The sequence below is a fragment of the Pseudoalteromonas sp. Of11M-6 genome (genome assembly GCF_022347905.1).
In the GTDB taxonomy this organism is placed as follows: Bacteria; Pseudomonadota; Gammaproteobacteria; order Enterobacterales; family Alteromonadaceae; genus Pseudoalteromonas.
The window spans coordinates 141,839-157,938 of record NZ_JAKRFW010000008.1 but is presented as its reverse complement, the minus strand read 5'-3'; the positions used below and the strand labels follow the sequence as shown (position 1 = coordinate 157,938).

Sequence of the window (16,100 nt, the reverse complement as noted above, 5' to 3'; positions counted from 1 at the left end):
ACAACTTTGACTTAAGTCTGCCCGCTTAAGTATATAGATAGGCCTTGGTATCTGACTTATGCAAGAGGTAACACTCATACACTTACAGTTGCGGGGACAGTTGAGGACTCACACCTCATTCCCAATATCTGCCTATCACGAAATTTGCAATATTATGAAGTCTAGACGTCTAAAATACAACTTTTGGCCAAGCAGTTTGGCTGCTGTCGTAAAACACCTCAACTTTTACTATACCCGCATAAGGAATATCTATCTTCGATTGGTATGCAGTAAGCTCAGGCGATAGGTCAAGAATAAGTGCTACAAGCGCTTTTATTACTCCTGCATGCGCTACGACGGCGGTACACTCTTCACTTGGCGACGCCAAAATACTGTGCCACCACGTGGCGACCCGATGATGAAAATCATACATAGACTCGCCCTCAGGAGGCGTGTGCAGCCAAGGGTTTTGCCAAAAGTCACCAATACTTGGAAATTGGGTTTCTCGCCAAAGCGTATCATAAGGTTGTCCATCCCATAATCCAAAATCAAATTCGGCGAGATTTGGCTCCACCTCAACGGGGAGTTGATACTGTTTTGCAAAGGCTGTGGCTGTATTCAGGCAGCGCTTCCTTGGAGAGCTAATAATACCCTGCAGGCCACTTAGGCTCGTTAACGATTGCAGCAATTGCTGAGCACCAGTACTACTGAGTTCGGGATCTGTCACTCCAAGTAAATGGCCTGATAGGGTCGTTTCACCATGACGAACAAAATATAGCTGCCGCTGCATTTTTACTTAACCTGAGGTTTGTTACCCAAAAAGCAAAAACGCAAGCTAAGCTTGCGTTTTCAATTAATACCATTCTACGGTTATAGGATCTGGTTTTCTTTCCACATCTCTTCTTTTGCTAACCGCTTTTTGCGTTTGTCGCATGGATCGTCGCAATCACAAATTTTGTCAATGCCCATTGAGCCCAAACCACCACAACTACTGGCCATGGATTTCTTTTGTACGATAACGCCTACTGCCATCGCAACAGCGATAAGCATAAGTAAACCGAAAGTAAGGAGGAATAAAGACATTATCTAGCCCCTTTTATTGCTACATTGAATTGAGTGACGACGCGCAAATTATACGCTTTCATGGCGTCACTCACAATTAAATTATGGGGTGTTGTACAGCTTAATTCAAGTACGGCTGAAATGCTTCACTCGCGTAACTCTTGATCCCTTCAGGACTTTTATACATCAAATACACGGGGAGTTGATGCTCAGTGGCATACGCCTTTGCACGCTCCGTGCCCATCACAGTCAATGCTGTCGCTAGGCCATCAGCCGTCATCGCAGATGGATGTAGTACCGTTACCGACACCAGCTCATGTTTAACTGGGCGACCCGTTGTAGGGTCAATAAGGTGTGTAAAGGTTTCACCATCCATTTCATAAAAAATACGGTAGTCACCTGAAGTTGCAATGCCATTTTTGCCAGGCTCTATCACGCGATGAATTTGGCGTTGACCAACAGGCGCATCGGGTTTCTCGATAGCAATACGCCACTCTCCATCCGGCTTCTTGCCAGAAACGCGAAGCTCGCCACCGATTTCTACCATATAGTCATGAATATCATGACTCTCAATCACCTCAGCCACCTTATCTATGCCATAGCCTTTAGCGGTTGCAGAAAATGATAATTCCAGCCCCGTAACTGTTTTCGCAAGACCACGGCCATTTAAAATAAGCTTATCAACACCGATACGAGTGCGCATATCGTCTAACTCGACCTGTGACGGACGCATTGTTGGTCTTTTGTCAGGACCAAATCCCCACAAATCGATAAGCGGTCCCATCGTAACATCAAGCGTTTTGGTCGACTTTCCAAGGCGGATAGATTCAGCAACTACCAAGCGAAAGTCTTCACTGATAGGCATAACGGTATTTGCGGCTAAACGGTTAAACTGGTTAATCTCAGAATCTGGGATATAGGTGGACATAGATTGATTAACAGCCTTTAATGCTTGCTCAACCTCCTCGTGCAACTGCGCTTGTTCGAGCGGCTTTTCACCGGGGAATACCTTGATGTTGTAGGTCGTGCCCATGGTTTTACCAGACAGCACGATTTCCTTGGCTTCAGGTTTTGCGTCTTGGCATCCTGTTAAAAAAACGAATAAAAACGAAATGATAAAAAATCGAGATAAAAAAGCGTAACTTGCTTGCATCAGAACTTCCTGAGTTTAGTAGCAACGGGTATAAAAAAGCCCTCGAGCAAAGGGTTTTGCTTGAGGGCTTATATTCTAACTTAAGTTCATTGTTAGACCGAAACCTAATTAACCACCGAAGTCATCAAGTAGGATGTTTTCGTCTTCAACACCTAAGTCTTTAAGCATGTTAATAACTGCCGCGTTCATCATTGGAGGACCACACATGTAGAACTCACAATCTTCTGGCGCTTCATGGTCTTTAAGATAGTTTTCAAAAAGTACGTTGTGGATGAAGCCAGTGTAACCTTCCCAGTTATCCTCTGGTTGAGGATCAGAAAGTGCAACATGCCATTCGAAGTTATCATTTTCTTCTGCTAGACCGTCAAAGTCTTCCACGTAGAACATTTCACGCTTAGAACGAGCACCGTACCAGAAAGACATCTTACGCTTAGAGTTTAGACGCTTAAGCTGATCGAAAATGTGTGAACGCATTGGCGCCATACCAGCACCACCACCAACGAATACCATTTCTGCATCAGTGTCTTTCGCGAAGAATTCACCGAATGGACCAGAAATAGTCACCTTATCACCTTCTTTAAGTGACCAAATGTACGATGACATCTTACCACAAGGCAATGTTAGGTTATTTGGCGGCGGAGTTGCGATACGTACGTTTAGCATGATGATGCCAAACTCTTCTGGATAGTTAGCCATTGAGTACGCACGGATCGTTTCGTCGTCAACTTTAGACTCTAGCTTAAAGAAACCAAAACGTTCCCAGTCAGCACGATATTCTTCAGGAATATCATAGTCTGCATATTTAACATGGTGAGCTGGTGCTTCAATCTGAATGTAACCACCGGCACGGAAAGGTACAACTTCACCTTCAGGGATGCCTAGTTTTAGCTCCTTGATGAAAGTTGCTTTGTTATCGTTAGAGATAACAGTACATTCCCACTTTTTAACACCGAAGATTGATTCTTCAACTTCGATTTCCATGTCGTTTTTAACGTTAACCTGACACGCTAGACGACAGCCTTCACGTGCTTCACCTTTAGAGATGTGGTCAAGTTCGGTTGGTAGAATGTCACCACCACCCTCTTTAATATGTACGCGACACTGGCCACATGAGCCACCGCCACCACATGCAGACGATACGAAAATACCCGCGTTTGCAAGTGCACCTAGTAGCTTACCGCCAGCAGGAGTCTTGATCGCTTTTTCAGGATCGCCGTTAATATCAATTGTAACGTCACCGCTTGCTACAAGCTTCGATTTCGCTGCAATGATGATAAGCACTAGCATCACAACGATAGCGATGAACATGCTTACGCCTAATACAATAGTTTCCATCGTATAGTTTCCTCGCTACCTTACAGTGAAATACCAGAGAATGACATGAAGCCAAAGCCCATTAGACCTACAGTAACAAAGGTAATACCTAAGCCACGTAAACCATCAGGAACGTCTGCATACTTCATCTTCTCACGAATACCTGCTAACAATACGATAGCAAGTGCCCAGCCCACACCTGAACCTAGACCATAAACTACAGATTCACCGAAGTTTAAGTTACGCTCAACCATGAATGATACCGCACCGAAAATCGCACAGTTAACTGTGATTAGCGGTAGGAAGATACCAAGTGCGTTATATAGCGCAGGGAAGAACTTGTCCAATGTCATTTCTAGAATTTGTACAAGCGCTGCGATTACACCGATAAACGTCAAGAAGCGTAGGAAGCTAAGATCCACTTCAGGGAAGCCTAACCATTCCAATGCGCCCGGCGCTAGCACTGCGTGATAAACCAAGTTGTTTACTGGTACAGAGATACCAAGAACTACAACTACCGCAATACCTAGACCTAGCGACGTTGTTACTTTCTTAGATACCGCCAAGAAAGTACACATACCTAAGAAGAAAGACAAAGCTAAGTTTTCAATGAAAACTGCTTTTATAAATAAATTGATATATTGTTCCATCTCTCTCCCCTTATGCCTTCGCTTCTACTTGCTCTTTCTTCCAAGTACGTAGTGCCCAAATAAATGCACCTACGATGAAGAACGAACTGAATGGCATAACTAGTAGACCCATAGGCTGATACCAACCACCTTCAGAGATAAGTGGTAAGATTTCAACACCAAACAATGTGCCCGCACCGAATAGCTCACGGATAAAGCCAACTGTTAAAAGCACTACAGAATAACCTAAACCGTTACCAATACCGTCAAGGAACGACATTGTTGGTGGTGACTTCATTGCGTATGCTTCTGCACGACCCATTACAATACAGTTAGTAATGATGAGGCCGATGAACGTTGATAGTTCTTTTGCTGTTGAATAAACAACGGCTTGAAGCACTTGGTCTACAACGATTACTAAAGATGCAATAATCGTCATTTGGACAATGATACGCACACTTGAAGGAATGTGATTACGGATCATTGAGATAAATAAACTTGAAAACGCCGTAACCAATGTCAACGCAATTGACATGATAAGTGCATTTTTAAGGCTTGAAGTTACCGCTAGTGCAGAACAGATACCCAACACTTGCAGTGCAATCGGGTTGTTCGCAAAAACAGGACCAAACAAGACTTCCTTCATTTCTTTTGCATTAGCCATTAGTTCAATGCTCCTTTACGTACTTTCGCAAGGAATGGACCAAACGCTTTGTCGCTTGTCCAGAAATCTACAGTATGATCAACACCATTAGAAGTAAGTGTCGCACCAGATAGACCATCTACCTTGTGTTCGTTACCGCCAGCACTACCTTTAACAACGTCGATAGGAAGCTCTTTTCCTTCCCAAAGTGCAGTCCACTTAGGGTTTTGGATTTCGCCACCAAGACCAGGAGTTTCACTGTGCTTATAAAAGTTGATTGACTTAATCGTCTCACCATCAGCTTCTAGCGCAATGAAGCCATACATCACACCCCAAAGGCCATAACCTTGGATTGGTAGAATGATAGTGGACACTTTACCTTGGTCATCTTTTGCAAAATAAACTGGAGAGTTATTTGTGATACGTTGAATACCCGCTTTGTCTTCTTCTTTTGAAAGCTTGTAACTACGTTTGGCATCAAACTTAGTCGCTTCAAAATCAAAAGTTTCCGCTTTAACGTCTTCAACAAACTCACCCGTTTTAAGACTAACAACACGTGATTCGATATTTTGGTTAAAAACTTCAGATACGTTTTTAACTTTATCGTAGCCAGCAACGGCTAAAATGTTACGCTGAATATCTTCGTTTTTGTTTGCTTGCTGCATAGGACGAAGCTGAACCGAAGCAAAAGATACTACGATTGCACACACTAAACATAAGCCAACAACTACGCCGAGCGTTTTGCCCATTGATTCATTATTAGTTGACACGTGCCAATCTCCTCTTCACATTTGACTGCACTACGAAGTGGTCGAATAGTGGAGCAAAAAGGTTAGCGAATAAGATTGCTAACATCATGCCCTCTGGGTATGCCGGGTTAACAACACGGATAAGCACAACCATTACACCGATTAGCGCACCGTATAACCACTTACCTTTGTCTGTGAAAGACGCAGATACTGGGTCTGTTGCCATAAAGAACATACCAAATGCAAAACCACCAAGTACTAAGTGCCAGTGCCAAGGCATAGCAAACGCAGCGTTTGTTTCAGAGCCAATTGCATTTAGAACGAATGACATTACAACCATACCAATGAATGTACCTAGTACGATGCGCCATGAAGCGATACGAACATAAACAAGGAACAAACCACCAAGTAAGATTGCTAGTGTTGATGTTTCACCTACAGAGCCTTGGATAAAACCGTAAAACGCGTTAAACCAAAGGTCCATATTGCTGTAGTCTAGTGAACCTGCAGTCGCTTGACCTAAGTAAGTTGCACCAGAGAACGAATCAACAGCTGTCCACACTGTGTCACCAGAAATGTCAGCAGGGTACGCAAAGAATAAGAACGCACGGCCTGCAAGTGCTGGGTTTAGGAAGTTACGACCTGTACCGCCGAAGATTTCCTTCGCGATTACAACACCGAACGTAATACCTAAAGCAGCTTGCCATAGCGGAATTGTTGCAGGCAGGATAAGCGCGAATAACACTGAGGTTACGAAGAAGCCTTCGTTTACTTCGTGCTTGCGAACTGACGCGAATAACACTTCCCAGAAGCCACCAACCGCAAACACAGTTGCATAAATAGGCAAGAAGAAACACGCACCGTAGAACGTTTTGGCGCCCCACCCGGCATCAGCGGTTAATTCTCCGCCAAGCGCTTGGAAGATAGCTACCTGCCAAGTATTAGCAAGCTCAAAACCGTTACCTAGTGCAAGTGCAGCTTGGTGACCGATGTTGAACATACCAAAGAACATTGCAGGGAACGTCGCCATCCACACTAAAATCATAATACGTTTTAGGTCGATGTTATCACGAACGTGCGTTGCACCTTTGTTTACATAACCAGGAGTATAGAAGATAGTTGCTACGGCTTCGTAAAGCGCGTACCACTTCTCGTGTTTACCACCAGGTTCAAAGTGAGGTTCAATGTCTTCTAAAAATTTCTTTAAGGCCATTTTTAACCTTCCTTCTCGATAGTAGTCAGGCAATCGCGCAGGATTGAACCGTACTCATATTTGCCCGGACATACGTAAGTACATAGTGCTAAATCTTCTTCATCTAGCTCTAGTGCACCCAACGAAATCGCAGAATCTAGATCACGTGAAATAAGATCACGTAATAATAGCGTTGGCAAAATATCGAGTGGCATAACACGCTCATAGTTACCGATTGGTACCATCGCACGCTTAGAACCACCAGTAGACGTTGTCATCTTGAACAAACGGCTAGGTGTTAAGTGTGAAATGAATGTACGTGTTACTGAGAATTTGTCACTACCCGGAGCGATCCAGCCAAATAGCTCTTTCTCGCGACCTTCAAGTAAAACTGATACTTGAGTATGGTAACGACCAAGGTAAGCGTGAGGGCCAGTTGCTGTTTTACCAGCTAACACAGAGCCAGAAATGACTCGGTTATCACCGTCTTCAAGCTCGCCTGCAACTAAATCTGTTAGCGACGCACCGACATGAGTTTTTACTAAGCGAGGGTTCTTAACTCGAGGACCTGCTAGAGCAATAACTCTGTCTGAGTAGATTTCACCTGTCAGGAACAACTTACCAAACGCGATGACATCTTGGTAACCAATGTGCCAAACTTGCTTGTTTGTACCTACAGAATCTAGGAAGTGAATGTGAGTACCCACGTTACCTGCTGGATGCACACCTGCAAACTCATGAACTTCTACTTGTGAGATAGAAGAACTAGGTACGTTAGCACCCGCTTTCTTACACACAAATACTTTGCCTTCAGTCAAACGAGATACAACCGCTAGACCCGCTTCAAACGCTTCCACGTTTTCTGCGATGATAACAGCAGGATCTGCTGCTAACGGATTAGTATCTGTTGCTGTCACAAAGATTGAGCTAGGTGTTGCACTCGGCACAGCGACACGGCTGAATGGACGTGCACGAAGCGCTGGCCATTGACCAGACTCGATTAGCACTTCCTTCACTTTTTCAGAGTCTAAGTTGCTTAAATCAGCAGCTGAAAACTTCTCGAAAGTGATTTGCTCGTCGCCTTGAACTTCGATCACAACGGATTGAAGTACACGCTTAGCACCACGGTTAATTTCTTTAACTACACCAGAAGCTGGCGCAGTAAACTTGACGCCTGGGTTCTTTTTATCTTCAAAAAGAACTTGGCCTTTTTTGACTTGGTCATCCACACGAATATGCATGGTAGGACGCATACCGATGAATTCTTCACCTAGCACAGCTACTCGTTTGACAGCAGAACCATCATGAATAACTTGCTGAGGTGCGCCCTCTATTGGTAAGTCCAGACCTTTTTTTATGTTGATCATACGCACTTGCATTACATTAACGGAAAGAAACTGAAAATATCTTTAGTCACCACAGCGCCACCTCGTTTGTACTAAGTATTAGGTATAAAGAGCAGAAAGTTATGAGTCCGGATAGGGTTCCCAAACAAGCCCCTTTAAAATACCTCTCAACGCGCACAAAAAAGCAGCGTCGTGATAAAAGTCCTCACATATTTCTCTGATTTTAACATTAATCGTACTGAGTATGCGAGTGGAATTATGAAATTAATACGACTTTAACGTGGATTTAGATTAGTTGAAAAATCCATCACTGGAAGGAGTATAGACCAAAGTTGCATAGATAAAATTTTTCTTACCCTGATCTGCAAAATAAGTAAAAATTCACGGTCAAACAAAAACGGGCAAAGTACCAATTCGCACTTTGCCCGCAAAATCAAAAACAGTGAGATCAAAAACCGTGAAATTAAACGAGGTGATTAATTTCTACCGTTGCATCCACATCAGCTTCGTAATCTACGCCATCAACCCCGAAGCCGAATAGCTTCAAGAATTCGTTGTGATAACCAACATAATCCGTCAATTCATCAATTGTATCTGTGTCAACAGTATCCCAAATAGTTTGCACACGAGCTTGAACGCCGTCTTCTAGTTCTTTATAGTTTTGGAACAAGTGACCGCCATCATCAAAGCGTGGTGATTGACCATATAGATTTTCAGTAAACAACCCATGGATTTGCTCAATTGTGCCCTCATAAGTTCCATCACCTTTCATCACTTTGAATAGCGCAGAGATATAAAGAGGCATAATTGGAATAGCAGAGCTTGCCTGCGTCACTACTGCATTCAGTGAAGACACATACGCTTCGCCTTTAATATCAGCTGTGGTTTCACGAATTGCCTGCGTCGCACGGTCCAAGTCTTCTTTTGCTTTACCAATAGTCGCGTGACCGTATATCGGCCAAGTCAGCTCTTTACCAATATAAGTATATGCCGTTGTCTTGAAACCATCAGCCAGTACATCAGCTTGCTTAAGCGCATCAATCCAAAGTTCCCAGTCTTCACCACCCATCACTTTAACCGTATTAGCAATTTCGTCTTCGTTAGCAGCTTCAACTGTCATTTCATCAATAACGCGCTTAGAAGTATTTAGGTTTTTAGTCGTGATAGCTGAGCCAATTGGCTTAAGTGTTGAAGAATAAACTTCATCTGATTTAGGATCTTTACGACGAGGAGACGCAAGGCTATATACCACTAAATCTACTTTACCCAATTCAGCTTTGATGGTGTCGATAGTTTTTTGCTTCAACTCATCAGAAAACGCATCACCATTGATATTTTTAGACCATAAACCCGCTTCTTCTGCAGCTTGCTGGAATGCAGCCGTATTATACCAACCCGCTGACGCGGTTTTCTTCTCTGAGCCTTCTTTTTCAAAGAAGATACCTAGCGTTTTCGCACCGGCACCAAATGCAGCGGTGATACGCGACGCCAAGCCATAGCCTGTCGATGCACCAATTACTAATACATTCTTAGGACCATTTTCGATTTGGCCTTGTTGTTTTACGTATTCAATCTGTTCTTGAACGTGTGCAGCACAGCCTACTGGATGCGCATTCGTACAAATAAATCCACGAATTTTTGGTTTGATGACCATAAGAGATCCTATCCATTGATTTGATACAAAATAAAAGTGAGATTGGTCTCACTTTATTAAAATTACTGCGTAGTGTACTGGCAGATATGTAAAACACACATCTGATCAGCTATCGAACTTAGAGCCACCCAAGCATTTTGGTGACTCTGGCGTCTGACCTTCTTTGTCCGAAAACTCTTCTGGTGTATAGGCATGAATGGCCAAAGCGTGAATATGGTTTTGTAATTCATCTTTTAGCACTTCATTGATCTTTCGGTGACGTTGCAGCAGCCTCTGGCCGATAAATTGTTCGCTTACAACAATGACTTTAAAATGAGACTCTTCGCCACGGCTGTGCATATGGCTTTCATTGATAACGTTCAGATGCTTGCACGCAACGGCTTCAGCTATTTTGTCATAAATCTGTGATTGCATTGACATTATACTTTGTCTCCTAGAGCAATTCGTGATGCTACTATACGCCGTTCAGCGCGTATTTCCAACACTTCGAAAGGTGAGATTAATGCGCCCCTGAGTCACCTTGGCCTGCTTTGGCAAAGCATGTTGATAGTCGCGCTGACTATCACCTTGCATTACCAATAGGCTGCCAGTTTCCAATAAAATGTCGGTTACAGAGTGGCTTACTTTGTGGCGTATTTTAAATTTGCGGGTCGCGCCAAGCGACAGTGAAGCGATTGTGGGCGTCAAACCAAGTTCGGGTTCATCATCACTGTGCCAGCCCATACTGTCTTGACCATCACGATAAAAATTAGCCAATACCGCATTAAAAGGAATATTAAATCTGCGTTCTAGCGTTTGTCTCATCCCAAGCAATACCGAAGGCCAAGGAGCATTTTCAAGTCGCTTTCCAGAATAACTGTAATGCACGTCAGGGTCGGCAATAAATCGTTCAAGTCGAGGCGTTTGATGGGTCTTACCAAATAAGGTGATGGTATTTTGCTGCCACGCAAGGCTATTCAGTAGTACATTATATAGCGCTAGACTTTTATCGAAGCTAATAGCCTGTGCTTGATAGCTAAAACCGCACGGCAAGTTCCGTGCTTTGTCTACTGCTCTCATGTTAAACTACCCGCTGCTTTTATTTATAGAACATTCACATGACGACTGATGCAATTCTAGCCGGAAACCCTTTTACGCTACATAGGTTTCCACTCGATCAAAAAAATCGTAGCTTACAAGCTTGGGATTCAGCCGACGAATACCTGTTAGATTATGTCTTTGAACATCACCGCGATGCAAATCGTATTCTCATTCTCAACGATAGTTTTGGCGCATTATGCTGTGCACTTGCTGACAAACACTGTACGGTAGTGACCGACTCTTATGTAAGTACCCTCGCCTATGAGTATAATTTAGAGGCCAACGAACTTGCGGACGCTAAGGTTGATGTACTCACTAGCATGGATGAGCTGCCAAAAGATATCGATCTGATATTAATAAAAATTCCCAAAAATTCAGGGCTATTGCAAGCGCAACTTGCACAGTTAAGTAAATTGACTACTGACATTCCCGTAATTGCGGCTGGCAAAGCAAAAGAAATTCACACCTCAACATTAAAAAGCTTTAGCCACTTTTTGACGGAGCCAACGACTAGCTTAGCGGTAAAAAAATCGCGTTTAGTGTTCAGCAAGACGTCAGCCAAAGCCATTGATAGTAAATTCCCTGTGTCTTGGCCGCTGGAAAAAACCGATTTTACCTTGTCGAATGAAGCAAATGTCTTCTCACGAGATTCTCTTGATATTGGCGCACGATTTTTTATCAATTACCTTCCTATGGGGAAAAAACCATTGAAGGTCATTGATCTCGGTTGTGGTAATGGTGTCATCGGATTGATGACGCTCGCAAAAATGCCAAATGCCACCGTCACCTTTATCGACGAGTCGGCGATGGCTGTGCATAGCGCGGAGCAAAATATCGTCAATAACCTACCCGAGCGTGTTGCTGATTGTCAGTTCGTACAAAACGACTGCCTTACGGGTTTTGAAAATTACGGTGCGGATCTGATACTGTGTAACCCGCCATTCCATCAGGCCAATGCAATCACCGATCACATCGCTTGGCAGATGTTTTTACAAGCTAAGGCAGCGCTTCGCCATGGGGGAGAGTTAAGAATTATTGGTAACCGCCACTTGGAATATGACGACAAGCTCAAGCGCTTATTCGGTAACAGCAAGACACTAGGCAACAACAAAAAATTCACTGTTTTAAGTGCAATAAAAAGGAGCTAACTTCATGCGTTTTTCATTGCTGATTATTCTGCTAACCTTGATACTCGTGGGCTGTGAAAGCTCACCACGCAGTGTCATTCTTCATCCGGAATATCAAGGTCCTTCGTCAAACGCGCTTGCCGCCAACGTGGCGGTACAAGTAAACGACCTACGGACTACAAAATACACCATTCGCGTGAAGAACCAAGAACCCGCACTTTACGTACCCGATGCTAATTTACCGGTTAACTTCAATCAGGTATTAACGCAAGCACTCACTGCACATGGCGCGCAAATAACACCGGTTGCAGCAACGCAAGTCACTGTGGATATCAATCGCTTTAAAGCCATTATTGAGGAGTCTTTCTCGACTCACCAAAGTGATGCTGAAGCTGACGTCACCGTACTGATAAAGCAAGGCACTCGCAGTTTCAAAAAGCAATATAAAGGTAGCGCTAATTTAAATGGTCCACTAAAACACGACCAAGCTAAAATCGAAGAACAGCTCAACAATCTAGCTCAACAGGTTGTTACTCGAATCATTCAAGATCCTGAATTTATTCAATTTGTGAGAGGAAGTTAATGAAAAAAATAATTCTAAGCTTAACCATCCTATTATTAAGTATGAATGTATTTGCCGAAATGAACGGTAAATTCGTACAAAAGAATAACCTATTCCCTCGAGTTCAAATCAATACTAGTAAAGGGCCTATTATTGTCGAACTAGACAGATCGAGAGCGCCTATAACAGTAAATAACTTTTTAACTTACGTTATTAACAAAGATTATAACGGCTCTGTCTTTCATCGAGTTGAGCGTGATGAAGCCAACGAAAAAGACTTTGTTATCCAAGGTGGAGGTTACGACAAAGAGTACGATGGTATGTTTGAGCGCGAAGCTATCTTCAATGAAAGCGGTAATGGCTTGAAAAATGATATGTACACCATTGCCATGGCCTACCAAGACAACAAACCACACTCAGGTACTAGGCAGTTTTTCTTTAATATGGATGACAACGATCACTTGAACCCGGGAAGAGGCTGGGGTTTTGCCGTATTCGGGAACGTCTCTGAAGGTTATGAAACACTGGACGCAATTATGAAGGTGGAAACCGGCTACAATGAAAAACTTGGCTATACCTTTATACCTAAAGAGCCCGTCATTATTCTTTCAGTTGAAGTATTAAAGCAGCCAGAGTAATTACCTTTTATGTTGATATCATCTAGCTTTTCGCAATATCTCGGTTATTACAAAGACAAACGTCTATTAACTGTCTTTGCTTTTGGAATAAGTAGCGGTTTTCCTTGGGTATTGATTGGCTCTGTGATGTCAGCTTGGCTTAAAGATGAAGGGTTAAGCCGTAGCACCATTGGCCTATTTGGCCTAGTATATGGTGCCTATACAATCAACTTTTTGTGGTCCCCACTCGTTGACCGAATAAAAATCCCCCTGCTGTACAATCGCTTAGGGCAACGACGAAGTTGGATAGCAGGTTGTCAGTTTATTATTATTATTGCAACCTTTGCATTAGCCACTATTTCAATTAAAGACCATCTTTCACATGCCGCATTATTGTGCTTTATTATTGCGTTATTTTCAGCTACCCAAGATATTGCAATAGATGCTTATCGCATCGACATTTTACCAGAAGGCGAAAGTGAAAAGGCAACGGCAGCGGCAGCGATGGCGACTTCAGGTTGGTGGTCTGGCTATGCCTTACTTGGTGCAATTCCATTCTTTATGGCTGATTTACCTGGCTTTAGTTGGCCCATTATCTATCAGATGCTAAGCGTCATCGTAGTGTGTTTATTAGTTGTCACTTTGTTGGCAAAAGAACCAAAATCTCATCGGGAGCAAGTACAAGCACAGCTACAGAAGAGTTACGAGCATAAACTTAACCACAGCGCATCATCAAATGCTTCTAAAAAGATCTATGCCTGGCTTGCTGTGACTCTGGTTGAACCCTTTAAGCGATTTTTTGAAAAGAATGGGGTTAAAACTGCATGTGCACTACTCGCCTTTATTTTCCTATTTAAGATAGGAGAAGCTTTCTTAGCCCGTATGTCCATCGTATTTTATAAAGAAGTGGGGTTTTCAAACACCCAAATTGGGCAATATTCTAAGCTTGGTACCGGTGTGATCACTATCGTATTTGCTTTTCTTGGCAGTATCTTTAACCATAAATACGGTATCGTAAAGGGCTTATTTATTAGCGGCGTTGCTATGGCCGCATCAAATTTAATGTTCTCTTGGATTGCAATTGCAGGACCAAAAGAACACCTTTACGCACTCGCAATTGTAGTGGATGGCTTTACCCAAGCTTGGTCACTAGTAGCGATGGTAGCATTTATTTCTATGCTCTGTGATAGAGCGTTTAGCGCAACCCACTATGCCTTACTTGCATCACTTGGCAGTTTAGGCCGTACTGTGCTGTCAGGCTATAGTGGTTTTGTGATAGATGATTTGCTTGGAGGTAATTGGGCACTCTTCTTCGCGCTAACTGCGCTTATGGTGCTTCCGTCATTATTGTTTTTATATTTAATTCGGCACAAGCTTTATGCTATTGAAAAGGCGTATCATGCTAACAAAGACTAGAGGTGCAGGTCCTTGCACCTTTTACGTTTTTGCTAACTAAACGCTTATTGATCTTCTTTGATTAGCTGTAAGCCCTCATAAGGATCAACTTCTAACGCTTCGCAGTAACGTAAAAACTCAATGACATCCAATCGACGCTCTTGGTTTTCAATTTTACCGATGAATGAATGAGGCGTACCCAACACCTGCGCAAGACTACGCATTGTGTGACCTTTCTCGTGGCGCTTTGATTTTAGCCACTTCGTTAGTTTGCCGTTTTCTTCAGAAGAAACCGTTTTACCCATCATAATTAAACATCTCCTACTAGATGAAAGACTAAATTATCTAAATGAAATATGCCCGTCTCATTTAGCTATTATCTAAATATTACAGTTGTAGCTTATCGAAGAACTCTACAATGCAAAATGTTAAGCCTGTATGAACTCAGCATTTTGTCTTTAGAACTCGATCAAGCCTACAGTTTACCCCGAATGCGGTACAACTTACCAGCTAGCTGCGATAAATTGTGCCAAACCAGTGACACGTAGACAAAATGTTAACTTGTCCCTATGTACCCAATTAGGTATAGACTAAAACACGCGTAACACCTAATTAATTTTTACTTTTTATTAATTCATTAAGGGTTGTAATATCCAGTAACACTTTAACAAATTTTTTAAAAAATGTACCAGTATTTGAAATAAATTATTTTTCTTTAAAAAATAAAAACTTACAGCTAACATTTACTAAGTGGTTAAAAAAGAGGCTATTACTAGATGATTCGATTACTGTTTTTACTGCCAATTCTATTGTGCTTAGGCTGGGTTTACTTCCTTCGTTCAAACGGCGTGCCGCTTAAGCAAGGGAAAAAAGGCTTTATCTACATCTTAGTATTTTCATCTTTTGTTTTAGGTTTTTTTGTCTTAATGATGTATCTAACAGGTAGTTTGTGACAAATAAAGCAAATTGAATTTTGATGGGCAGAAACAAAAAGAGCCATGACAAAAGCATGACTCTTTAGCTTAGCAGAACGTAGTGCGAATAATGTCTAGACGCTGAAACTTGCACCACAGCCACAAGTGGTTGTTGCATTGGGATTATTCACAAAGAAACGTGCGCCCTCAAGCCCTTCGGTATAATCTACGATACCGTCAATTAGATACTGAATACTCATTGGATCGACAACCATAGTGACACCGTTTTTTACGATTTCCAAATCACCTGGATTTACTTTTTCATCGAAAGTGAAACCATATTGAAAGCCTGAGCAACCGCCACCCGTTACATACACGCGTAGCTTAAGATTGGCATTCTCTTCTTCTTCAATAAGTTCCTTTACGCGGCTTGCAGCAGCGTCAGAAAACTGAATTGGTAATTGTTCAGACATAGATTTAGACCCCTAATCCTGTAATCTGCAGATTATCTAATACCTGAGTATTTTAATCAAGTATAGCGTTTGTACCAGTCACATTTGTTAAGCTACCTCTTTTTAAAGAAAAAGAGAGCCCCATTGATTACACCGCAAAATTTTTCTATTTTTTCCCATCGAGAAACTTTTAACTCTATGTGCTGCAAACTTATGCGCCCATATTGATATA

At 42.4% G+C, this 16,100-nt stretch carries 18 protein-coding genes and 1 riboswitch; of the genes, 4 read left to right on the top strand and 14 right to left on the bottom strand.

Annotated elements, in window-relative coordinates; translation table 11 throughout:
* Positions 1-23: 23 nt before the first annotated feature.
* Positions 24-179: riboswitch (cobalamin riboswitch) on the bottom strand.
* The 12 genes from MHN32_RS06135 to MHN32_RS06080 form a co-directional block, all read right to left on the bottom strand.
* The gene (locus tag MHN32_RS06135) at positions 170-769 is read right to left on the bottom strand and encodes a histidine phosphatase family protein (RefSeq protein ID WP_206472235.1); all 600 of its coding nucleotides are present in this window, start codon (positions 767-769) and stop codon (positions 170-172) included. (Overlaps the previous riboswitch by 10 nt.)
* Before the next feature lie 80 nt (positions 770-849).
* Positions 850-1,062: a (Na+)-NQR maturation NqrM gene (nqrM, locus tag MHN32_RS06130; RefSeq protein WP_010372193.1), complete on the bottom strand. Its 213-nt coding sequence runs from the start codon at positions 1,060-1,062 to the stop codon at positions 850-852.
* 100 nt (positions 1,063-1,162) lie between these two features.
* Complete coding sequence (locus tag MHN32_RS06125; RefSeq protein WP_239421198.1) at positions 1,163-2,194, bottom strand: FAD:protein FMN transferase; 1,032 nt, start codon at positions 2,192-2,194, stop codon at positions 1,163-1,165.
* Positions 2,195-2,302: 108 nt separating this feature from the next.
* Complete coding sequence (gene nqrF, locus MHN32_RS06120) at positions 2,303-3,529, bottom strand: NADH:ubiquinone reductase (Na(+)-transporting) subunit F (protein WP_039493746.1); 1,227 nt, start codon at positions 3,527-3,529, stop codon at positions 2,303-2,305.
* Between the two features lie 20 nt (positions 3,530-3,549).
* A complete protein-coding gene (gene nqrE, locus MHN32_RS06115) occupies positions 3,550-4,158 on the bottom strand; it encodes an NADH:ubiquinone reductase (Na(+)-transporting) subunit E (protein ID WP_010372198.1) in 609 nt (202 codons plus the stop codon).
* 10 nt (positions 4,159-4,168) lie between these two features.
* Positions 4,169-4,801, bottom strand: coding sequence for an NADH:ubiquinone reductase (Na(+)-transporting) subunit D (locus MHN32_RS06110; RefSeq protein WP_010372200.1), 633 nt, complete (start codon positions 4,799-4,801; stop codon positions 4,169-4,171).
* Positions 4,801-5,550 carry a Na(+)-translocating NADH-quinone reductase subunit C gene (locus tag MHN32_RS06105; RefSeq protein WP_102057371.1) on the bottom strand — a complete coding sequence of 250 codons (750 nt, stop codon included), beginning with the start codon at positions 5,548-5,550 and terminating at the stop codon, positions 4,801-4,803. The genes MHN32_RS06110 and MHN32_RS06105 overlap by 1 nt, the downstream gene beginning before the upstream one ends.
* Positions 5,540-6,742, bottom strand: coding sequence for an NADH:ubiquinone reductase (Na(+)-transporting) subunit B (locus MHN32_RS06100; protein ID WP_010372204.1), 1,203 nt, complete (start codon positions 6,740-6,742; stop codon positions 5,540-5,542). The genes MHN32_RS06105 and MHN32_RS06100 overlap by 11 nt, the downstream gene beginning before the upstream one ends.
* 2 nt (positions 6,743-6,744) lie before the next feature.
* Positions 6,745-8,088: a Na(+)-translocating NADH-quinone reductase subunit A gene (locus MHN32_RS06095; protein WP_010372207.1), complete on the bottom strand. Its 1,344-nt coding sequence runs from the start codon at positions 8,086-8,088 to the stop codon at positions 6,745-6,747.
* A 442-nt stretch (positions 8,089-8,530) separates the two neighbouring features.
* Entirely contained in the window at positions 8,531-9,721 is a 1,191-nt protein-coding gene (gene fabV / locus MHN32_RS06090) for an enoyl-ACP reductase FabV (RefSeq protein ID WP_010606096.1), read from the bottom strand.
* A 105-nt stretch (positions 9,722-9,826) separates the two neighbouring features.
* On the bottom strand, positions 9,827-10,141 hold the full coding sequence (locus MHN32_RS06085) for a BolA family protein (protein ID WP_010372214.1): 315 nt from the start codon (positions 10,139-10,141) through the stop codon (positions 9,827-9,829).
* Between the two features lie 45 nt (positions 10,142-10,186).
* Positions 10,187-10,780: an alpha-ketoglutarate-dependent dioxygenase AlkB gene (locus MHN32_RS06080; protein ID WP_010606095.1), complete on the bottom strand. Its 594-nt coding sequence runs from the start codon at positions 10,778-10,780 to the stop codon at positions 10,187-10,189.
* Positions 10,781-10,818: 38 nt separating this feature from the next.
* Here MHN32_RS06080 and MHN32_RS06075 point away from each other — a divergent pair, with 38 nt between their 5' ends.
* From MHN32_RS06075 to MHN32_RS06060, 4 genes are read left to right on the top strand one after another with little or no spacing between them, the layout of a single operon-like run.
* Entirely contained in the window at positions 10,819-11,949 is a 1,131-nt protein-coding gene (locus MHN32_RS06075) for a methyltransferase (RefSeq protein WP_237115782.1), read from the top strand.
* A 4-nt stretch (positions 11,950-11,953) separates the two neighbouring features.
* Positions 11,954-12,511: a YajG family lipoprotein gene (locus MHN32_RS06070; RefSeq protein ID WP_010606093.1), complete on the top strand. Its 558-nt coding sequence runs from the start codon at positions 11,954-11,956 to the stop codon at positions 12,509-12,511.
* Entirely contained in the window at positions 12,511-13,128 is a 618-nt protein-coding gene (locus tag MHN32_RS06065) for a peptidylprolyl isomerase (protein WP_010606092.1), read from the top strand. The genes MHN32_RS06070 and MHN32_RS06065 overlap by 1 nt, the downstream gene beginning before the upstream one ends.
* A 9-nt stretch (positions 13,129-13,137) precedes the next feature.
* Entirely contained in the window at positions 13,138-14,523 is a 1,386-nt protein-coding gene (locus MHN32_RS06060; RefSeq protein WP_239421197.1) for an MFS transporter, read from the top strand.
* A gap of 44 nt (positions 14,524-14,567) precedes the next feature.
* On the opposite strand, the gene MHN32_RS06055 is transcribed toward MHN32_RS06060, so the two are convergent.
* Positions 14,568-14,810: a helix-turn-helix transcriptional regulator gene (locus MHN32_RS06055; protein WP_017216404.1), complete on the bottom strand. Its 243-nt coding sequence runs from the start codon at positions 14,808-14,810 to the stop codon at positions 14,568-14,570.
* Between the two features lie 740 nt (positions 14,811-15,550).
* On the bottom strand, positions 15,551-15,889 hold the full coding sequence (gene erpA, locus MHN32_RS06050) for an iron-sulfur cluster insertion protein ErpA (RefSeq protein ID WP_010372235.1): 339 nt from the start codon (positions 15,887-15,889) through the stop codon (positions 15,551-15,553).
* Positions 15,890-16,100: the final 211 nt, after the last annotated feature.